Annotated in this window: 21 protein-coding genes; 6 read left to right on the forward strand and 15 right to left on the reverse strand. The window is 70.2% G+C overall.

Annotated elements, in window-relative coordinates; genetic code table 11:
* Positions 1-117: 117 nt before the first annotated feature.
* On the reverse strand, positions 118-339 hold the full coding sequence (locus AC6I9V_RS02520; RefSeq protein WP_497898213.1) for a DUF3046 domain-containing protein: 222 nt from the start codon (positions 337-339) through the stop codon (positions 118-120).
* A gap of 41 nt (positions 340-380) precedes the next feature.
* Here AC6I9V_RS02520 and AC6I9V_RS02525 point away from each other — a divergent pair, with 41 nt between their 5' ends.
* On the forward strand, positions 381-902 hold the full coding sequence (locus tag AC6I9V_RS02525; protein WP_497898214.1) for a MarR family winged helix-turn-helix transcriptional regulator: 522 nt from the start codon (positions 381-383) through the stop codon (positions 900-902).
* Positions 903-1,001: 99 nt separating this feature from the next.
* On the opposite strand, the gene AC6I9V_RS02530 is transcribed toward AC6I9V_RS02525, so the two are convergent.
* The 7 genes from AC6I9V_RS02530 to AC6I9V_RS02560 all read right to left on the reverse strand — a co-directional run bounded on the left by AC6I9V_RS02530 (position 1,002) and on the right by AC6I9V_RS02560 (position 9,056).
* The gene (locus tag AC6I9V_RS02530; protein ID WP_497898215.1) at positions 1,002-1,454 is read right to left on the reverse strand and encodes a helix-turn-helix domain-containing protein; all 453 of its coding nucleotides are present in this window, start codon (positions 1,452-1,454) and stop codon (positions 1,002-1,004) included.
* A gap of 138 nt (positions 1,455-1,592) precedes the next feature.
* Positions 1,593-2,123, reverse strand: a complete 531-nt coding sequence (locus tag AC6I9V_RS02535) for a CinA family protein (protein ID WP_497898216.1) — start codon at positions 2,121-2,123, stop codon at positions 1,593-1,595.
* Positions 2,120-2,758, reverse strand: a complete 639-nt coding sequence (gene pgsA / locus AC6I9V_RS02540; RefSeq protein WP_349413884.1) for a CDP-diacylglycerol--glycerol-3-phosphate 3-phosphatidyltransferase — start codon at positions 2,756-2,758, stop codon at positions 2,120-2,122. Before pgsA ends, AC6I9V_RS02535 begins: the two co-directional genes overlap by 4 nt.
* Before the next feature lie 25 nt (positions 2,759-2,783).
* Positions 2,784-5,705 carry an FtsK/SpoIIIE family DNA translocase gene (locus AC6I9V_RS02545; RefSeq protein ID WP_497898217.1) on the reverse strand — a complete coding sequence of 974 codons (2,922 nt, stop codon included), beginning with the start codon at positions 5,703-5,705 and terminating at the stop codon, positions 2,784-2,786.
* A 211-nt stretch (positions 5,706-5,916) separates the two neighbouring features.
* Positions 5,917-7,605 (reverse strand): ribonuclease J, encoded by a 1,689-nt coding sequence (locus tag AC6I9V_RS02550; RefSeq protein ID WP_497898218.1) that lies wholly within the window; start codon positions 7,603-7,605, stop codon positions 5,917-5,919.
* Between the two features lie 61 nt (positions 7,606-7,666).
* Positions 7,667-8,575, reverse strand: a complete 909-nt coding sequence (gene dapA / locus AC6I9V_RS02555) for a 4-hydroxy-tetrahydrodipicolinate synthase (RefSeq protein ID WP_497898219.1) — start codon at positions 8,573-8,575, stop codon at positions 7,667-7,669.
* Positions 8,576-8,633: 58 nt separating this feature from the next.
* Entirely contained in the window at positions 8,634-9,056 is a 423-nt protein-coding gene (locus AC6I9V_RS02560) for a hypothetical protein (RefSeq protein WP_497898220.1), read from the reverse strand.
* Between the two features lie 284 nt (positions 9,057-9,340).
* Here AC6I9V_RS02560 and rox point away from each other — a divergent pair, with 284 nt between their 5' ends.
* Together rox and AC6I9V_RS02570 are read left to right on the forward strand one after the other, a co-directional pair.
* Entirely contained in the window at positions 9,341-10,777 is a 1,437-nt protein-coding gene (rox, locus tag AC6I9V_RS02565; RefSeq protein ID WP_497898221.1) for a rifampin monooxygenase, read from the forward strand.
* Between the two features lie 100 nt (positions 10,778-10,877).
* Entirely contained in the window at positions 10,878-12,143 is a 1,266-nt protein-coding gene (locus AC6I9V_RS02570) for a heparan-alpha-glucosaminide N-acetyltransferase domain-containing protein (RefSeq protein WP_497898222.1), read from the forward strand.
* Here the strand turns inward: AC6I9V_RS02570 and AC6I9V_RS02575 are convergent.
* The 7 genes from AC6I9V_RS02575 to AC6I9V_RS02605 form a co-directional block, all read right to left on the reverse strand.
* A complete protein-coding gene (locus AC6I9V_RS02575) occupies positions 12,140-12,628 on the reverse strand; it encodes a hypothetical protein (protein WP_497898223.1) in 489 nt (162 codons plus the stop codon). The two genes, AC6I9V_RS02570 and AC6I9V_RS02575, sit on opposite strands and share 4 nt — an antisense overlap.
* Positions 12,628-13,386 (reverse strand): 4-hydroxy-tetrahydrodipicolinate reductase, encoded by a 759-nt coding sequence (dapB, locus tag AC6I9V_RS02580; RefSeq protein WP_497898224.1) that lies wholly within the window; start codon positions 13,384-13,386, stop codon positions 12,628-12,630. Before dapB ends, AC6I9V_RS02575 begins: the two co-directional genes overlap by 1 nt.
* A gap of 99 nt (positions 13,387-13,485) precedes the next feature.
* Positions 13,486-13,953: a molybdenum cofactor biosynthesis protein MoaE gene (locus tag AC6I9V_RS02585; RefSeq protein WP_497898225.1), complete on the reverse strand. Its 468-nt coding sequence runs from the start codon at positions 13,951-13,953 to the stop codon at positions 13,486-13,488.
* A complete protein-coding gene (locus AC6I9V_RS02590) occupies positions 13,943-14,455 on the reverse strand; it encodes a MogA/MoaB family molybdenum cofactor biosynthesis protein (RefSeq protein WP_497898226.1) in 513 nt (170 codons plus the stop codon). The genes AC6I9V_RS02585 and AC6I9V_RS02590 overlap by 11 nt, the downstream gene beginning before the upstream one ends.
* Positions 14,452-14,952 carry a cyclic pyranopterin monophosphate synthase MoaC gene (gene moaC, locus AC6I9V_RS02595; protein WP_497898227.1) on the reverse strand — a complete coding sequence of 167 codons (501 nt, stop codon included), beginning with the start codon at positions 14,950-14,952 and terminating at the stop codon, positions 14,452-14,454. The genes AC6I9V_RS02590 and moaC overlap by 4 nt, the downstream gene beginning before the upstream one ends.
* On the reverse strand, positions 14,940-16,157 hold the full coding sequence (locus AC6I9V_RS02600; RefSeq protein WP_497898228.1) for a molybdopterin molybdotransferase MoeA: 1,218 nt from the start codon (positions 16,155-16,157) through the stop codon (positions 14,940-14,942). Before AC6I9V_RS02600 ends, moaC begins: the two co-directional genes overlap by 13 nt.
* A gap of 27 nt (positions 16,158-16,184) precedes the next feature.
* On the reverse strand, positions 16,185-17,768 hold the full coding sequence (locus AC6I9V_RS02605; protein ID WP_497898229.1) for a molybdopterin-dependent oxidoreductase: 1,584 nt from the start codon (positions 17,766-17,768) through the stop codon (positions 16,185-16,187).
* Positions 17,769-17,862: 94 nt separating this feature from the next.
* Here AC6I9V_RS02605 and moaA point away from each other — a divergent pair, with 94 nt between their 5' ends.
* The 3 genes from moaA to AC6I9V_RS02620 all read left to right on the forward strand — a co-directional run bounded on the left by moaA (position 17,863) and on the right by AC6I9V_RS02620 (position 19,656).
* Complete coding sequence (gene moaA / locus AC6I9V_RS02610) at positions 17,863-18,993, forward strand: GTP 3',8-cyclase MoaA (RefSeq protein WP_497898230.1); 1,131 nt, start codon at positions 17,863-17,865, stop codon at positions 18,991-18,993.
* Positions 18,994-19,000: 7 nt separating this feature from the next.
* Complete coding sequence (locus AC6I9V_RS02615; RefSeq protein WP_497898231.1) at positions 19,001-19,267, forward strand: MoaD/ThiS family protein; 267 nt, start codon at positions 19,001-19,003, stop codon at positions 19,265-19,267.
* Positions 19,268-19,374: 107 nt separating this feature from the next.
* A complete protein-coding gene (locus AC6I9V_RS02620; protein WP_497898232.1) occupies positions 19,375-19,656 on the forward strand; it encodes a hypothetical protein in 282 nt (93 codons plus the stop codon).
* Positions 19,657-19,684 lie beyond the last annotated feature (28 nt).

Below are 19,684 nucleotides of genomic sequence, written 5' to 3' on the forward strand. Positions count from 1 at the left end.
CCGCCGTCGCGTATGTGGAAAACGCTCTGAAAAAAGCATAGCCGGACCCGAACAGATATTCGAACAATCCGGCGGCGTGTCAGGGCCGGACCCGGACGGACCGGCGGCCGCCGGGCCCTACCCGCGGGGCTTGACGTCGCGGCCGAGCCGGCGCTCGGCGGGAACGTCCTGCACGTCGCAGACCGCCAGCCAGACCTGCCTGGGCGGCACCCCGGCACTGAGGGCCTGGTCCGCGGTGCGGCCGCCGACGCCGGCCAGTACCAGGGAGCTGCTGAGGACACGGGAATATCCCGCCCCGAACTCGTCGTCCATAAGCCGCCAGAAGTCGCTGATTCTCACCAATAAAGTCTCTCACGGGCGCGGACCCTAGAATGGTTGCTATGAGCACCCCACGCGAAGCCGCCCCGGATCCGGCGCACATTTCCGGGACCGGCGACGCTTCCCCGGAGGAGGCGCTGGCCGCCGTCGAACACCAGCTGAGCCTGCTCTGGCGGCGTGCCCGGTCCATGTCTCAGCGGCTCTCCCGGCAGGTCCATCCGGAGATGGAGCCGGCCGCCTACGGCCTGCTGTCGGTGCTGCGGACCAAGGGTCCCATCCGGCTGACCGAGCTGGCCTCCTGCATCGGCGTCGGCAAGCCCTCGGTGAGCCGCCAGGTCGCGTTCCTGGAAGGCCTCGGGCTCGTCTCGAAGCAGGCAGACCCGCTGGACGGCCGAGCCCAGGCCATCAGCCTGACCGCCAAGGGCGAGGAGAAGATGCACCTGGTCCAGGATGCCCGGCGCGAGGTCTTCCGCGAGCGGCTGGCGGAGTGGCCCACCGGCGAACTTGAAGCCTTTGCCGGCTATATGGCCAAACTCAACGCCAGCTACGAACGCGACGGCTTCCCGCGGGACGAAGACCTCTAGATCCCGTCCCGGCGGGCCCCTTCGGCACCCGTCCCGGACACGGAAAAGGTCCCCGGCGCACCGCCGGGGACCTTCCCTTTGAAAGTAGTGGAGTGGGGCTTAGTGCGCCCCGGAGAGCAGGCCGGTGGCCAGCTCGTCGTTCAGCTCGGTGTTGAGCTCACGGTCAAGGTCACGGCCGTAGCGCTGGGAGAATTCCTGCGGCACGGTGTCCGGTACCGCGACGCCCTCGGCCACGGCAACGCGGTCGCTGACCTCGCGGAGCATGCTGGAGAGCGGAACGTCGAGGGCCGAGCAGATCGAGGAGAGCAACTCCGAGGAGGCTTCCTTCTGGCCGCGTTCCACTTCACTCAGGTAGCCCAGGGATACACGGGCACTGTGCGAGACTTCGCGGAGGGTACGGCCTTGGCGTTGGCGGACATCGCGCAGGACATCACCGATTTCGTGACGAAGTACAACCATCTTGCGCTCCTTCTGTTCGCTCTTTGCCTGATCGGCGAGGCCCACATCCTTCCAGCGGACAACGCCGTTTACGGATACGGGCTGCTTTACCATCTGTATCGCCTTGCTCCCTCGTATGTTCGGTTCGCTTTTGAGGGCGAACGTTGTAATGACTTCATCCTAGGCGCCACCCTTATTCCGGGGCGACACAATGTAACAACTATTCGGAATCAACTTTTGTTCCCGGCAACTTTACCCGCGGTAGCCTTCCGGGGACAGGGCTTCAAGCAGGCGCTCCAGGGCGGCGCCGCAGGCCAGCGCCCGGATCTCCTGGCGGGATCCTTCGAAGCGGTACGCGAACGACGTCGCGCCCTCAGCGGTGGCGAGGCCGATGTAGACGGTCCCCACGTCCTTGCCGTCGTGCGGCTCCGGGCCGGCGACCCCGGTGGTTGACACCCCGACGTCGGCGCCGCAGGCGGCGCGCGCGCCCGAGGCCATCGCGGCGGCGACCTGCCCGTCCACCGAGCCGGCGACCGCCAGGACCTCGCGGGATACCCCGAGGACGTCCGCCTTGACCGAGTTCGCGTAGGCGACGACGCCGCCCTGCAACATGGCGGACGCGCCGGGCGTGTCGGCCAGCACGGCGGCCACCATGCCGGCGGTGAGGGACTCCGCCGTGGCCACGGTCAGCCCGCGCTCGATGGCGCCGGCCACGGCCTGCCCGGCGAGGCGGTGGAGGTTGGGGTGGAGCCCCGGTTGGGGGCCGGGCTGCGGAGTGCTCACGGCGCTCCCTCCTGGACCTGCTGTTTCCGGGCCCGGATGCCGCTGGCACGCAGCTTCAGGGCCTCTACGACATATTCGCCACCGGTCCAGACCGTGATCGCCAGGGCCGCCATCATGACCGCGAAGGCCACGAATCCAAGCCACGGCGCGATCGAGGCCAGCGGCATGACGTAGAGGAAGATCGCCGCGGTCTGGACCACGGTCTTGAGCTTTCCGCCGCGGGAGGCGGGGATGACGCCGTAGCGGATAACGAAGAACCGCAGCGCCGTGACGCCCCATTCGCGGACCAGGATCAGGACGGTGACCCACCACGGCAGTTCGCCGAGCAGCGAGAGCATCACCAGGGCCGAGCCGATCAGCAGCTTGTCCGCGATCGGGTCGGCGATCTTGCCGAAGTCGGTGACGAGGCCGCGGCTGCGGGCGATGTCGCCGTCGAGCTTGTCGGTGTAAATCGCCACCGCGAAGGCGACGACGGCGGCCCAGCGCCACGGTCCGTTTTGGGCGGCGAGGCCAGGGGCATCGGCGACGAGGAACCAGACGAAAAAGGGCACCAGCGCGATCCGCAGCATCGTCAGGATGTTGGGCAGGTTCCAGATCCGCGGGGCGGACCCGGCGTTGGTTTCGGCGCTAGTCACCTTCCTAGGCTACCGTCTCCGCCGGTTACCGTCCGGTGAGCGACCAGGCGTCCTCGGAGCCATCCTCGTCCTCGGAGCCGCCGTCGTGATAGTCGATCGCCTGGGTGCGGTTGTCCAGGTCGGCGGCGACCAGGTCCTCGGCGTAGCCGCCCTGGGCGATGTTGGCGTGGGCGTTCTCGCTCAGCGCGGCGGTCTGGGAATCCGCGGCGACCGGCCCGTTCTGGCCCTTCATGGCGGCCAGGACCGCGGCCAGGTCGTCCGGCTTGACCAGGACGTCGCGGGCCTTGGACCCTTCCGAGGGACCCACCACTCCCCTGGACTCGAGCAGGTCCATCAGGCGGCCGGCCTTGGCGAACCCGACGCGCAGCTTGCGCTGCAGCATCGACGTGGAGCCGAACTGGGTGGTGACGACCAGCTCGGTGGCCTGCAGCAGCACCTCGAGGTCGTCCCCGATGTCGTCGTCGATCTGCTTCTTTTCCGCCTCGGGGGCGACGTCGTCGCGGTAGACGGCCTTGAGCTGGCCCTTGACGTGCTCGACCACCTTGTGGATCTCGGATTCGGTGACCCAGGCGCCCTGCACACGCATCGCCTTGGAGGCGCCCATCGGCAGGAAGAGCGCGTCGCCCTGGCCGATGAGTTTCTCCGCGCCCGGCTGGTCCAGGACCACACGGGAGTCGGTGACCGAGGAAGTCGCGAAGGCCATCCGGGACGGGACGTTGGCCTTAATCAGGCCGGTGACGACGTCGACGGAGGGCCGCTGGGTGGCGAGCACCAGGTGGATGCCGGCGGCGCGGGCCAGCTGGGTGATGCGAACAATGGAGTCTTCGACGTCGCGCGGGGCCACCATCATCAGGTCGGCGAGTTCGTCCACGATCACCAGCAGGTACGGGTACGGGCGGATGACGCGCTTGGAGCCCTCCGGCGGGTGGACCTTGCCGGCCCGGACTGCCTTGTTGAAGTCGTCGATGTGCTTGAACCCGTAGTTCGCGAGGTCGTCGTAGCGGGCGTCCATTTCGCGGACCACCCATTGGAGTGCCTCGGCGGCTTTCTTGGGGTTGGTGATGATCGGGGTAATGAGGTGCGGGACGCCCTCGTAGGCGGTCAGCTCCACCCGTTTGGGGTCCACCATCACCATGCGGACCTCGTCCGGGGTGGCGCGCATCAGGATGGAAGTGATCATCGAGTTCACGAACGAGGACTTGCCCGCGCCGGTGGCGCCGGCCACGAGCAGGTGCGGCATCTTGGCGAGGTTGGCCACGACGTAGCCGCCCTCGACGTCCTTGCCGACGCCCATGACCATGGGGTGGTCGGTGCGGCGGGCGTTCTGGCTGCGGAGCACGTCGCCGAGGGACACCGTCTCGCGGTCCGTGTTCGGGATTTCGATGCCGATGGCGGACTTGCCCGGGATGGGGCTGAGGATCCGGACGTCGGAGCTGGCGACGGCGTAGGAGATGTTCTTGGACAGCGCGGTGACACGCTCCACCTTGGTGCCCGGGGACAGTTCGATCTCGTACCGGGTGACGGTGGGGCCGCGGCTGAAGCCGGTGACCTGGGCGTCCACGTTGAACTGGGTCAGCGTCTCGGTCAGCGAGGCCACGATCGCGTCGTTGGCCTCGGTGCGCTCCTTGGGGATGGAGCCGGGGGTCAGCATGTCCGAGGCCGGCAGCGTGTAGGTAACGTCGCCGGCGAGCGAGAGCTGTTCGGTGCGCTGCGGGATCGGGGTGGGCAGCGGGGCGGGTGCGACGGGGTTGGCGGGCACCTTGGGGGCGGCGGCGCCGGGGTTCAGGGAGCCGGCGGCAACCATGCCCGGGGTGACGAGCGGGATCGCCTCGGTGGCGTTCTCCCCCACGGCACCGGCCGCGGTGTCTGCTGCGCTGCCGAGTCCCTGGGCTGCCTTGATCTTCTCGACGGCGATCTCGGCCTGGGTGGGCCGCCGCACGCCGGGCGCCACGGCTTTGGCGCCCTTACCCTTGGCGCCGCTCCCGGCACCGGCTGCTGTTTCGTCGTCGCCGTCGACGACGGCGTGTTCGAACGCTTCGTCCCCGACGTAGCCTTCCAGCCGGGCGTCGTCGTCGTCGTGGTCTTTGCCGAAAAGGCGCTTGCGCTTCTTTTTGGGCGCCGGGCTGTCGTTTTCGTACAGGTAGCTGCGGTCGTGGGCGTCGTGGTCCTCGTCGTGGTCCTGCAGGTCAATGCCCATCAGGTGCTCGTAGGCGCCGCGGATGCGGGAGGGGATGGCCCCGAAGGGGGTGGCTGTGACGATCAGCAGCGAGGTGAAGGCGAGCAGGCCGTAGAGGGCCAGCGGCACCGCGGCGTGGATGGTGGCCAGCGGCGCGGCGGCGAGGTAGCCGAGCATGCCGCCGGCCCGGCGCAGGCCGTCGAAGCCGTCGGCGACGGTCGGCTGGCCGCCGATGACGTGCGCCAGGCCGCAGCCGGCAAAGGTCATGATGAGGAAGCCGATGCCGATCCGGTTGTTGCCGCGGCCGTCCACGGGCTGGCGGAAGAGCCGGAAGGCGCAGACGAACAGCATCAGCGGCAGCAGCAGGGACATCCAGCCGAAGGTGCCGTTGACGATGCCGAAGACGGCGTCGGGGAACCAGCCCTTGAAGCCCCACCAGGCGAAGGTGGCGATGAACGCGCCGAGGGCGAGGTTGAACAGCGCGGCGCCGTCGCGGCGCTCCGCCGGGTCGAGGTCGCTGACATCGTGGCCGATCCGGCGGACGCCGGCACCCACCACATGGCCAATCCCCAGCCAGGCCCCGGCCACCACCCGCACCAGCCAGGGCTGCCGCGGTTCGACGGCGGCCATCTGCCGGGTGCGCGCGCTCCCCTGCGTGCGGCTGGTCTTGGACGCAGCTGCGCCCGAGCTCCGGACGGAAGAACTGCCGGTGTTGCCCTTTGAGCTGCCGCTTGAGTTGCCTCTAGGCGCGGAGGAGGTGCGTGTCGCCATACCCGCAACGGTACCGGACACCGGGCGGAAAACCGCGGATTTCCGGGGCGGGCGGGATCATGTTGAACCCCCGACCCGCTCGGATCCCGGCCACGGGGCCGGGGCCCACAACGGAAACGGCCTCCCCCGGCGGCTCCGCGGAAGGCGGGGCCGGCGGGGAAGGCCGGTTCGGGCGGTGGATCTTGCCGGGGCTGGTGCCCGGGCGGGGTGCCTAGGCTTCCAGGACCACCGGGATGATCATCGGCTTGCGGCGGAGCTTGCGGTTGACCCAGGTGCCGACGACGCGGCGGACGACCTGCTGGAGCTGGTGCGAGGTGTGGTCGCGGTTCTGGACGGCTTCCTCGAGGGCGGCGTTGATCTTGGGGATGATCTCGTCGAAGACCGAGTCGTCCTCGGCCACGCCGCGGGCGTGGATTTCCGGCCCGGAGACAACCTTGCCGGTGGCCCGGTGGATGACCGTGATGATGGAGATGAACCCTTCATCGCCCAGGGTCTGGCGGTCCTTGAGGTCAGCTTCGGTGACTTCGCCGACGCTGGAGCCGTCCACGTAGACGAACCCGACCTCGACCTGGCCGACGACGTCGGCCTGGTGGTCGCGGAGGTCGATGACCGTGCCGTTGTCCGCCAGCAGGATGCTCTCCTCGGGCACGCCCGATTCCAGGGCGATCTTGCCGTTGGCGATCAGGTGGCGGGTCTCGCCGTGCACCGGCATCGCGTTGAGCGGCTCGAGGATGTTGTAGCAGTAGAGGAGCTCGCCCGCGGCGGCGTGGCCGGAGACGTGGACCTTGGCGTTGCCCTTGTGGATGACGTCCGCACCGAGCTTGAGCAGGCCGTTGATGATGCGGAAGACGGCGTTCTCGTTGCCCGGGATAAGGCTGGAGGCCAGGATCACGGTGTCGCCCTGGCCGACGACGACGCGGTGGTCGCCGTTCGCCATCCGGGACAGCGCTGCCATCGGTTCGCCCTGGGAGCCGGTGGACATCAGGACCACACGGTTGTCCGGCAGGTTGTCGATGTTCTTGATGTCGACCAGGATGCCGGCCGGGACCTCGAGGTAGCCGAGTTTCGCGGCGATGGCCATGTTGCGGACCATGGACCGGCCCACGAAGGCCACCTTGCGGTTGTGGTTTGCGGCGGCGTCGAGGACCTGCTGGACGCGGTGCACGTGCGAGGAGAAGGAGGCCACGATGATGCGCTTGGAGGCCTGGCCGAAGAGCCGGTCCAGGGTGGGGCCGATCTCCTTTTCCGCGGTGGTGAACCCGGGGACGTCGGCGTTCGTGGAGTCGGACATGAACAGGTCCACGCCTTCTTCGCCGAGCTTGGCGAAGTGGCGCAGGTCGGTGATCCGGCCGTCGAGCGGAAGCTGGTCCATCTTGAAGTCACCGGTGTGCAGCACGGTGCCGCCGGCGGTGCGCAGGAACACGGCGAGGGCGTCCGGGATCGAGTGGTTGACGGCCACGAATTCGCATTCGAAGGGGCCGAACGTCTGGACCTGGCCCTCGCTCACGATTGTGGTGTTCGGCTTGATCCGGTGCTCCTGGAGCTTCGCTTCGATCAGGGCCAGCGTCAGCTGGGAGCCGACGATGGGGATGTCGTTGCGCAGGCGCAGCAGGTACGGAACCGCTCCGATGTGGTCCTCGTGGCCGTGCGTGAGGATAACGGCGAGGATGTCGTCAACACGGTTCTCGATGTAGGAGAAATCGGGGAGGATCAGGTCGACGCCGGGCTGCGTCTCCTCGGGGAAGAGGACGCCGCAGTCGACGATGAGCAGCTTGCCGTCGATTTCGAAGACGGTCATGTTGCGGCCGATCTCCCCGAGGCCGCCGAGCGGCACGATCCGCAGGGTGTTCTTGGGCAGTTTCGGCGGCGTGACAAGGCCGGGAAGGGCGGTTTGGGTCATAGTGCACTACTTTCCAGGCGGAGCAGGAGGTGTCGGTTCCTGACCAGGCATGGCTGCCGGATCAGGAGTAGACGAGTCCCGCTTCCGCCAAGTCCTCGCGGATCGTTTCGATCTCGGCTTCGCCCGGCTCCACGAGGGGCAAACGGACAACCGAGTTGGGCAGGACTCCCTGCCACTTAAGAACTTGCTTCGCAGCAACAGCACCCTGGATGTGGGTCATCACTGCACGGACCACGGGGTCCAGTTCGAAATGTATGGTGCGGGCGGTGGCAAAATCGCCTGCAAGTGCGGCGTCGATCATCGCACGGTACTGCTGGGTGGCCACGTGCGCCGAGACGCTGACGAGCCCGACGGCGCCGGCGGCCATCCACGGCAGGGTCAGGCCGTCGTCGCCGGAGTAGACGTCCAGATCGGTGTTCGCCATCACGCGGGTGACGGCGGCAAAGTCGGCCTTGGCATCCTTGAGGGCGACAACGCGGGGGTGGTCCGCGAGCCGGATCATGGTTTCCGGGAGGATCGGCACACCGGCGCGGCCCGGGATGTCATAGACCATCACGGGGAGGTCCGCGGCGTCGGCGACGGCCTCGATGTGGGCCTGGATCCCGGCCTGGCTCGGCTTGTTGTAGTACGGGGTGACAATCAGCTGGCCGTGGGCGCCTGCCTTGGCGGCGCGCTTGGCCATCTCGATCGAGTGCGTGGTGTGGTTGGTACCGGTGCCGGCGATGACCTTGGCCCGGTCCCCGACGGCGTCGACGATGACCCGGAAAAGCTTCTCTTTTTCGTCGTCTTCCAGCGTGGAGGTCTCGCCCGTGGTGCCGGAGATTACGAGGGCGTCGTTGCCGTCGTCGACGAGCTTGTTGGCCAGTTCCGCGGACTGCTGATAGTCGACCTCACCGTCGTTGGTGAACGGGGTGACCATGGCGGTCACGAGGGTTCCAAACGTGTAAGAGCGAATGTCAGAGTCGGCCATAGGAAAAACGTTACCCTGTCCCCGGCTTGTTAGGACAATGGCGGCGGCGTGATGCGCGTCAAATTCGGCCCTCCCGCGCTGTGGCTGCCGGCGGACCGGGATGCGACGGCGGAACGGCGCAGTAGCGGCTGACGGCCTCCTCGCGCAGGCCTTCTGCCCAGGCCGAGAGCCGCTGCGCGGCGCGCACGTAGTGGAACAATTCAGTGGGGGTGAGCGCCTCGAGGTCCGTCTCCGCGAGCCGGCGGGCCAGTTCAGCGCCGGGCGCCTGGGCGGACAGGACCGTGCCTTCCCGGTGCCATTGGACGTCTTCCGCCGACTCCCCCGCGACCAGCCGTCGGAACAGGAAATCAACGACGCCGGGGCTCATCGCCTTGAGCACGCCGTCCGCCTTCGCGGGACTGTGTGCCTCGGCGGAGCTGTGTGCCTTGGCGGAGCCGTGTTCCTTGGCGGAGCGGGGTGAAGGCTCTGGTGTGTGGTTCATACCGCCATAGTATTCGAACATATATTCGAATACAAGGATTCTTCGACAGCGCCCGGTGAGCTTGCCGTCTCCTGTGCGTGTGGGGGCTTGGCCGGGCGTGGGGTGCTCCTGCCACTTTCAGGATACGGCCCGGCAGGGGGCTTGCCGCAAGGCCCCTGCCGGCGGCGACAATGGTTGGCCGGGCCAGAGCGCCGTGACGGCTGACACCGGACGGCGCCCGCTCGGGCGGCCAGCGATTCGGAGCCGCAGGAACAGGAGTGGTTTCAGGGATGAGGGATGGGCGTATGTACGACGTGATCATCAGCGGCGGCGGTCCGACGGGGATGATGCTGGCCAGCGAGCTGCGGCTGCACAATGTGGAGGTGCTCGTGCTGGAGCGGGATGCTGAGCCGGGCCAACAAGTCCGCTCGCTCGGCCTGCACCCGCGGAGCATCGAAATCATGGACCAGCGGGGGCTGCTGGAGAGGTTCCTCGCCCACGGGAAGCAGTATCCCGGCGCCGGCGGCCGCCTCGCGGGCATCGATACACCCCCGCCGGCGGACCTGGACACCGCGCACGGCTACGTCCTCGGCCTGCCCCAGCCGGTCACCGACCGCCTGCTCGCCGAGCGCGCTGTCGAACTCGGCGCCCAGGTCCGCCGCGGCTGCGAGGTAGCGGGCTTCGCGCAGGACGCGGACGGGGTGGACGTCGACCTCGCCGACGGCACCCGGCTGCGGACGCGCTGGCTGGTCGGCTGCGACGGCGGACGCAGCCTGGTGCGCCGGCTGCTCGGCATCGGGTTCCCGGGCGAGCCGGCCAGGACCGAGTGGATCCTCGGCGAGGTGGAGGTGACCGCGCCGCCGGAGGAACTCGCGCAGGTCGTCGAGGAGGTCCGCAAGACCCACAAGGGGTTCGGCGTCGGCCCGGCCGGGAACGGCCTGCAGCGTGCCGTCGTCCCCGCGGCGACCGTGGCCGAGGACCGCTCAGTACCGCCGACCCTGGCGGAGTTGCGCACCCAGCTGCGGGCGTATGCGGGCACGGACTTCGGCGCCCACTCCCCGCGCTGGCTCTCCCGCTTCAGCGACGCCACCCGGCTTGCCGACGACTACCGGCGGGGCCGGGTGCTGATTGCGGGCGACGCCGCGCACGTCCATCCGCCGCTCGGCGGCCAAGGATTGAACCTTGGCATCCAGGACGCCTTTAACCTCGGCTGGAAACTCGCCGCCGAGGTCAACGGGTGGGCACCCGACGGGCTGCTGGGGAGCTACGGCGCCGAGCGCCGCCCGGTCGCTGACGATGTACTGTCCCTCACCCGCGTCCAGAGCGAACTGCTCTCCCAGGAGCCGGGCCCGCGGGCAGTGCGCCGGCTGCTGACCGAGCTGATGGACTTCGAGGACGTCCGGCGCCTGGTGGCCGAGAAGATCACCGGGATCGGGGTCCGCTACGACTTCGGGGCCGGCCCGGGCCTGCTCGGCAGGCGCCTGCGCGACATCCCGCTACGGCGCGGCCGGCTCTACGAACTCACCCGCGAAGGCCGGGGGCTGCTCCTGGACCAGACCGGCGGACTCTCGGTGGCGGAATGGGCGGACCGGATCGACTACGTCGCGGACGTCAGCGCGGAACTGGACGCGCCCGCGGTCCTGCTCCGGCCGGACGGCCACGTCACCTGGATCGGCGAGGACCAGGACGAGCTGCTCCGCCACCTGCCCGCCTGGTTCGGAGCCGCCGCGCGGCGGCGGTAGCGCGCGCCAGGTAGCGTGCGCCAGCCGCCGCCCGTGGCGCCGCCCGTCGTCGTCGGCGGGCCCGGCGGTGCCGGCGGGCCGGGCATGAGACGATCGACAGATGACCTCGCGCGGAACGGCTCCACGCTCCGGGACCGCCCGGGGCAAGGCCGCCGCAGCCCGGCTGGCGGGCATCGACGCCGCCCGGGGCCTCGCGCTGCTGGGCATGATGGCAACCCATGTGCTGCCCACGTTCGAATCCGACGCGGAGCTCACCCCCACTTGGATCGGCTTGACCTTCTCCGGGCGTGCGGCGGCGCTCTTTGCCGTACTCGCGGGGATTGGCCTGGCGCTGTCCACCGGGAAGGAGCGTCCCCTCGAAGGCCCGCAGTTGTGGGCGGCCCGCCGCGGCATCGCCCTGCGGGCGCTGGTGGTGGGCGCGGTCGGGCTCTCGCTCGGCGGGCTGGACATCAACATCGCGGTCATCCTGGTCCACTATGCGCTGCTGTTTCTCTGCGTGCTGCCCTTTGTCGGGCTGCGTCCGCGGCGGCTCTGGGCCCTGGCCGCGGCGTGGGTGCTGGCCAGCCCGCTCCTGGCCTACCTGCTGCGGCCGTGGCTGCTGGCCGCCGACCCGCCCCTGCAACTGGGCCACAACCCCGGTTGGGAGGACCTGGCCACTCCGGCCCGGTTGCTCGGGGATCTGTTACTGACCGGCTACTACCCCGTCCTGCAGTGGCTCGCCTACCTCCTGATCGGCCTGGCGATCGGCCGGCTGGCCCTCACGACGGCGGCGGTTCCGGCGCTCCTGCTGGCCGCGGGGACCATCACCGCGGTGCTTGCCAAGTGGCTAAGCGTCGTGCTGATGGAGGACTGGGGCGGCCGGGCGGCACTGCAGGAGTCGCTGGTTGATCCGGCGTATCCGCTGGCGAGCCTGCTGCAGGTCAACCTCGCGGGCATCGAGCAGTCCGGGTCCGCCTGGTGGCTGGCGTCCAGCGCCCCGCATTCGGGCACCACGCTGGACCTGCTGCACACTTCCGGGGTGGCCGCGGCGGTGGTGGGAGTGTTCCTGCTGCTGGGGCGGCTCGCCGACTGGATCCAGCTGGACCTGCTGCTGCCCCTGCGCGGTGCGGGCGCGCTGACGCTGAGCCTCTACACGGCGCACCTGTGCGTGATGGCCTCCCTGTACAACCATCCCCTGCCCGCCGGCTGGACCGTCGAAGGGGTGTACTGGGCGCAGGCCCTGGCGGTGCTGGTCCTGGGCGGCGCCTTCGCGGCGCTGTCCTGGCGCGGGCCGCTGGAATGGCTGGGGCATACCGCCAACCAGGCCGGCCGCGGCCAGCTGGGCCTTAACCGAGTCGGCCGCGGCCGGGGCGCCCAACCCCGCTAGGCGCCGGCCGCCGGGGAACCGTCCCGGAAGAGCCGGACGGCGTCGCGCATGGTCGCGCGGGCGCGTTTGCGGTCCCCGGCGGCGTCGTAGGCACAGCTGAGCCTGAACCAGGAGCGCCAGTCCCCGGGCGCGGCTTCGGCCTCCGCCCGGTACTTCTCAAACTCCAGGTCGGCGGCCTCGCGGACAATCCGGCCGGCCGGGGTGCGCGGCAGGGTGTCCTCCGGCAGTCCGCCTTCGGCCTCGAGTATCCTGGCCAGCCGCTCGGTCCGGGCGCCGAACAGCAGTTCCCGCACCAGGGCCCAGGCTCCGATCACCGGCAGCACCAAGTAGGCCAGTCCTAGGGCTTTCGCCACCAGGTTGGGATCGGAGAGCAACAGCAGGGACCGCTGCAGGGACACCACCAGGTAGAACACCAGCAGGAGCGTCACCGCGCCCACCCAGATCTTGGTGCGGTTGGCCTTGAATGCCGAGAGGACGTTGGCCATCAGAGGCCCAGGTCCAGGTAGCCGTCCAGGCCCACGGTGAGCCCCGGGTGCGCCGCGACGTTGCGCACGCCCAGCAGCACTCCGGGCATAAAGGAGGCCCGGTCGAAGGAGTCGTGGCGGAACGTCAGCTGCTCCCCCGGCCCGCCGAGGAGGACCTCCTGGTGCGCGACGAGGCCGCGCAGCCGGACGCTGTGGACGCGGACGCCGTCGACGTCGCAGCCGCGCGCCCCTGGGCGCTCGCTGGTGGTGGCGTCCGGGCTGGCGGCGACGCCGGCGCCGGCGCGTTCCGCGGCGATCAGCGCGGCGGTCCGCACCGCGGTCCCGGAGGGCGCGTCTACCTTGTCCGGGTGGTGCAGCTCAATGATTTCGACCGACTCGAAGTAGCGGGAGGCTTTCGCGGCAAAGGCGGAGGCCAGGACCGAGCCGAGGGCGAAGTTCGGGGCGATGAGGACGCCGACGCCGGCATTGGCGGCCAGGAGCGCCTCGAGCCGGGCCAGCCGCTCGGCGTCCCAGCCGGTGGTGCCGACGACGGCGTGCAGGCCGTGTTCGACGGCGAAGCGGACGTTAGCCTCGGTGCTTTCCGGCACGGTCAGGTCCACCACAATGCGGGCGCCGGAGTCCACCAGGGTGTCGAGGGAATCATTGCGGCCCAGGGCCGCGACGAGCTTCAGGTCTTCGGCGGCTTCCACAGCTTTGACGGCCTCGGCGCCCATGCGCCCGTTCGCGCCCAGGACGGCGACGGCGAGTTGTTCGGTCATGGCATCAACCCTACCGCCGGGGCCGGCCCGCGCCGGAACCGGGACGGCTGCGTTACCGGCCCGCCCCGGGCGGGAGCTAGCCGCCCGCGCCGACTGGTCTTATCCGTCTGCGCCGACCCACTCGACGGTGCCGTCGGCGAAGAACTGTTCCTTCCAGATCGGCACCTGTTCCTTGATCCGGTCCACGAGCTCGGCGCACACTGCGAAGGCCTGCCCGCGGTGCGCGGCCGAGACGGCGCAGACCAGGGCGGGGTCGCCGATCTCCAGCATGCCCGTCCGGTGCGCGGCCCAGATCCGGACCGGCTGGGTCGGGTCCTCCCCCGCCGCCGGCGTGTGCTCGGCGACGAGCTGAGCGACGACGTCGGCCATCACCTGGTGCGCCGTGGGATGGGCGCTGTAGCTGAGCCTGGCCACCGGCTTGCCGCCGTCGTGGTTGCGGACGACGCCGCTGAAGCTCACCACTGCGCCGGCCGTGTCCGACTCGACCGCGGCGATCGCCTGGTCCACCGAGATGGGCTCGGCGGCCAGGACGGCGTGCACGACTTCAAATGCGGATTCAGTGCCCATGGCTGCCTTCCAGCTGGTCGCAGAGGTGACCGATGATCGGATCCAGCACACCCAGGCCGTCCATGACGCCCTTCGGGGAGCCGGGGAGGTTGACGATGAAGGTGCTGCCGGCGGCTCCGGCGTGGCCGCGGCTCAGCATGGCCATCGGCGTCTTGGCCGTGCCCGCGCCGCGCAGTCCCTCCATGATGCCGGGAATCTCGCGGTCCAGCAGCGGCAGCGTCTGTTCCGGGGTGGCGTCGGTGGGGCTCAGGCCGGTGCCGCCGCTGGTGATGATGACGGCCGGGCGCTGGGTCAGCAGGGCGCGCAGGGCGGCGCCGACGGGCTCGCCGTCGGGCACCACCAGCGCGGGAAAGACCTCGAAGCCGTGCTCCGTCAGCCAGTCGAGGATGACCGGGCCGGTGAGGTCTTCGTAGACCCCGGCGGCGGCGCGGGTGGAGGCGATCACGATGCCGGCCTTCCGGCCGGTCGCTTCGCCGTGGCGGTGCGGTTCGGTGCTGCTCACAGTGCCCAGTCCCCGCTCTTGCCGCCGCTTTTGGCCAGCACCTTGATGTCGGTCAGGACCGCGTGCTTGTCCACGGCCTTGATCATGTCGTAGACGCTCAGGGCCGCGACGGACGCAGCGGTGAGCGCTTCCATCTCCACCCCGGTCACGCCGCGGGTCTTGACCGTGGCGAACACGGTGACGGAGGCGGCGTCGAGCTCGAAGTCCACGGTGACCTTGGTGATCGGCAGCGGGTGGCAGAGCGGAATGAGGTCCGGAGTCTTTTTGGCCGCCAGGATCCCGGCGACCCGCGCGACGGCCAGCGCATCGCCCTTGGGGAGCTCACCGGCGCCGAGCAGGGACAGGACCTCGGCGGTGCTGTTGACTGTGGCGGTGGCCGTGGCCTCCCGCGTGGTCTCGGCCTTGTTGGACACGTCGACCATTTGGGCGGTGCCGTCCTGCCGCAGATGGGTCAGGACGGGCTTGTCGGGGGTTTCTGCTTCGTTCACAGGATCCATACTTCCACCTCGTCGCCCTCGGCGAGCGCCGCGGTTCCCACCGGCACCTGCACCAAGGCGTTGGACCGGGCCAGGGCGTGGACCAGGTGTGATCCGGGGCCGCCTTCCAGCCGGACGGCGCCGTCCGGGCCGAGGGTGCCGCGCCGGACCTGGTGTTTGCCCTCCGGGGAGGTCAGCGCCTCGGCCAGCCGGGCCCGGACCACCGTGCGGGGCGCTGGCGAGCCGAACAGTTCCGCCAGTACGGGCCGGAGGAACATTTCGAAGGAAACGAGGCAGCTCACCGGGTTCCCCGGGAAGCCGAGGACGGGTAGGCCGTCAAAGCTGCCGATGCCCTGCGGGCCGCCCGGCTGCATCGCCACCGGGCCGAATTCGACGTCGTGGCCCGCCAGCGCCTGCCGTACCACCTCGTAGGCGCCCTTGCTGACTCCCCCGGTGGTGATGATCATGTCCGCCTCGGGCGCGTGCCGGTGCAGCAGGGCCGCGAGTTCCGCGGGGTTGTCGGCGGAGATGCCGGTCCGCGCCACCTGCACCCCGGCCTGGCGCAGCGCGGATTCGAGCAGGGTGCCATTGGCGTCGTAGATCTTGCCGGGCCCCAGCGGGCTGCCCGGTTCCACAACCTCGTCGCCGGTGGTGACCAGCAGGACCCTCGGCACGGCGTGCACGGGCACCTCGGTCTGGCCGAGCGCGGCGAGCAGGCCCAGCTGCCCTGGTCCCAGGAAGGTCCCGGCGGCCAGGGCCGGCTCGCCGGCGGCGATGTCGCTGCCGGCAGCGCGGACGAAGGTGCCCGCCGGGGCCGCGGGCAGGCGGACCGTGGCGGCCGCCCCGGGCTCCGGGAAGGAATCCGGGACGGCCTGTTCAACGGGAACAACGGCGTCGGCCCCGGACGGGATCATGGCACCGGTCATGATGGGTGCGGCGGTGCCGGGGCGCAGCGCGGCGGGCTCGGCGCCGGCCGGGACGGGGGCTACAACGCGCAGCTCGGCGCCGCCGTCGGGCACGTCAGCGCTGCGGATGGCGAAGCCGTCCATCTGGGAGTTGGCGAAGGGCGGGAGGTCCAGCGGCGCCGCAACGTCGGCTGCCAGCCCGCGGCCCAGCGCCTCGCGGAGCGGGACCGTGTCCACGCGGGCGGCGAGCGGCGCCAGCAACGCGCGGACCTTGTCCCGGTGCGCTTCGACGGTGGCGGGCCTGTTCGCGGTGCGGTGCATAGGGTTCGTGACCTTCGGCTTGGCGGGCTAGGACTTCACGTCCACTGTAACCGTGTGGTACCCGGTGGCCCCGCTGGGCGCCACCGGGGCGCGCTCCTCCACCTGCACGGCGCCGTCCAGGTCGGTGGCGCGGACCTGCACCTCGTACCGGCCCGGACCCAGCGGCAGGCTCAGTTTCCACTGCCGCCAGGTGTCCGAGGAAATGGCGGACGCCAGTTCGGCCTGCTTCCACTCGCCGCGGTTCACACGCACCTCCACCCTTGCGATGCCGCGGTGCTGGGCCCACGCCACGCCGCCAAAGTCCACCGCCCCGGCGGGCACGCCGCGCCCGGGACGCGGCACGTCGATCCGGGACGAGGTCTTGATCGGTCCGCGCTCACTCCAGCCCCGCGGGGTCCAATAGGCGACGTCGTCCGCGAACCGGGTGACTTTCAGTTCGGTCACCCATTTGGTCGCCGAGACGTAGCCGTAGAGCCCGGGCACCACGAGCCGGACCGGGAACCCGTGCTCCAGCGGCAGGGGTTCGCCGTTCATCCCCACCGCCAGCAGCGCATCCCGGGTATCCGTGAGCGCCTCCAGCGGGGTTCCCGCCGTCCAGCCGTCCACGCTGCGGGAGAGCACCATGTCCGCCCCCGGTTTCGGCCCGGCCAGCGCCAGCAGTTCCCGGACCGGCCAGCCGAGCCAGCGCGCGTTGCCGATCAGGTCCCCGCCCACCTCGTTGGAGACGCAGGCGATGGTGATGTGCCGCTCGGTCAGGGGTTTGGCGAGCAGGGCCGCGAAGTCCAGCTCGACGTCGCGCTCCACCAGCCCGGTGACTTTCAGCTTCCACTCGCGCGGATCCACCAGCGGGACGCGCAGCGCGGTGTCGATCCGGTAGAAATCCTTGTTCGGTGTCACCAGCGGGCCCAGCCCGGCCACGGACAGCTCGGCCCCGGCCGGGAGCGGCGGCGCGGCCGAGGCGGGGGCCGGAAGCACGAGTTTGCCGCGAAGCTCCGCGACGGCTGCCGCCGCTCCCCGCACCGTGGACGCCAGGGCTCCCCCGACGGCGACGACGGCTCCCGCCACCCCCAGGGACTGCAGGAACCGGCGCCGGGCGGGGCCGTCCGTCAAACCGGCCTCCTCCCACTGCCTGAGCTTCCTGACCAGCCAGCGCAACAGCATCATGCCCGCCGCGGCGTCGAGCAGCGGAACGGGTACGGCGATGGCAGTGACCTCCGCCCGGCCCAGCACGGCGGCGGCACCTGCGAGCCCGAAGACTGCAACCACGGCCAGGCCGGCGAAACGGCGGCGCCACTCCAGGACTCCGGCGAGCGCCGCCAGCGCCGCGATCACCAGGGACATACCGGCGAGCAGCGCGAGTTTGTCCGCCGTGCCGAAGAGCGAGACCGCCCAGTCCTTGACGCCCGGCGGGGCGGCGTCGATCACAGCCCCGCCTACAGCCGTCACCGGTGACACCGAGGGGCTGACCAGCGCGGCCGCCAGTTCTCCCAGCACAACGCCGGCGCCGACGGCGGCCACCCCGGACGCGGCGGCCCACAGTTGAGGGCGCCGCTTGACCGGCTGCAGGGTTCCGCTGGGGGCCGCTGCCGAAGCGGCCCGGGACGTGTTCACCCTTCCAGCATAAGTTCGCTGGCGCCAGTTCGTTGGCACTAGTTAGTTGGCTCCGGGGCGTGATGCCTGGCCCGCAGTGGCGTAGCCTGACGGTATGAGTGTTCAGCTTGGCATGCCCCAGCCCCGCGCAGAAGGCGGCCCCGGCGCGCCCGCGCCGCAGCCGGCCGGACGCCCCGCCGGCATGCCTGCCGGGCTGCTGGACCGCTACGGCCGCCGGGCCACCGACATGCGGCTCTCGCTGACGGACAAATGCAACCTGCGCTGCAGCTACTGCATGCCGGCCGAGGGCCTCGAGTGGCTGTCCAAGCAGGCCGTGATGACCGCGGAGGAAATCGTGCGGATCGTCCGGATCGGGGTCGACATGCTGGGCGTGCGGGAACTCCGGCTGACCGGCGGCGAACCGCTGGTCCGGGCCGACCTCCTGGACATCATTTCCGCCCTGCGCCAGGAGCACCCCGAGCTTCCGATCTCCATGACCACTAACGCCGTCGGGCTGGACAAGAAGGCGGCCGGGCTGAAGGCCGCAGGCCTCACCCGGATTAACGTGTCCTTGGATTCACTCCATGAGGAAACCTTCACCAAGTTGACCCGGCGCCCGTTCCTGGACCGGGTCCTCGCCGGCGTGGACGCCGCCTGGGCGGCCGGACTGGGCCCGGTGAAGCTCAACGCCGTCCTGATGCGTGGCATCAACGACGCCGAGTCCCCCTCGTTGCTGGCCTGGGCGCTGGACCGCGGCTACGAACTGCGCTTCATAGAACAGATGCCGCTGGACGCGGACCACGGCTGGACCCGCCGGAACATGATTACCGCCGCGGAGATCAGGGACCTGCTCTCCGTCGACTACGTGCTCGGCACGGATCCGCGGGAGCGCGACGGCGCCCCGGCCGAGCGTTTCGAGGTCCGCGCCCGCGTGCCGGGCACGGACCAGGCCACCGGACCCGTGCTGGGCACCGTCGGGATCATCGCCTCGGTCACCGAGCCGTTCTGCTCGGACTGCCGCCGCACCCGCATCACCGCGGAAGGCAAGATCATGAGCTGCCTGTTCTCCCGCGAGGAAATCGACCTGCTGGGGCTGCTCCGCGGGGGCGCCAGCGACGAGCAGCTTGCCGAGCGCTGGCAGGATGCCATGTGGCTCAAGCCCAAGGCCCACGGCATGGACCACGTCGGACTGGACGCTCCGGACTTCGTCCAGCCGGACCGCAGCATGAGCGCCATCGGAGGCTGAACCACCCGTGAACGTACGCTACTTCGCTGCCGCGCGCGCCGCCGCCGGCCTGGACGAGGAGAAGTTCGACCTCGCCGACGGCGCCACGCTGGCCGGCCTGCTGGAGGCGATCCTCGCCGTCGAACGGCCCGAGCCGCCGGCCGGCACCCCGCCGCTGGCCCGCATCCTGGCCCGGTCCAGCTTCCTGCTCAACGAGGTGGCGGTCCGGAACGGCGCGGCGGTCCTGTCCGTGGACGACGTCGTCGACGTGCTGCCGCCGTTCGCCGGCGGGTAGCCGCCCCCGGGCCGACCGGAGTTTTGGGATACCGCACGCCCCCTGCCGCGCGTAGCTTGGAAGCATCCCGTCAACCCCGGGACTTGCAGCCGGAAGGATAGATAGCGATGTACACCTTGCAGATAGAACACGCAATTACGGACTTTGACGTGTGGAAGGCCGCGTTCGACCGCGACCCGGTGAACCGTGCCGCGTCTGGAGTCACCGCACACCGGGTCAGCCGTCCGGTGGACGATCCGCACTCCGTGGTGGTCGAACTTGATTTTGAGCAGCGCGCCCAGGCTGAGTCGCTGCTCGCGAACCTGCAGACCAAGGTCTGGAACTCCTCCGATATGGCCCCTGCGCTCAAAGGTTCTCCGCAGACCCGGATCCTCGAGTCCGCCCTCTGACCCACCAGGGGTCCGCTTCAGCGCACGG

The sequence above is a fragment of the Arthrobacter sp. SlRoot2-15 genome, assembly GCF_059739345.1.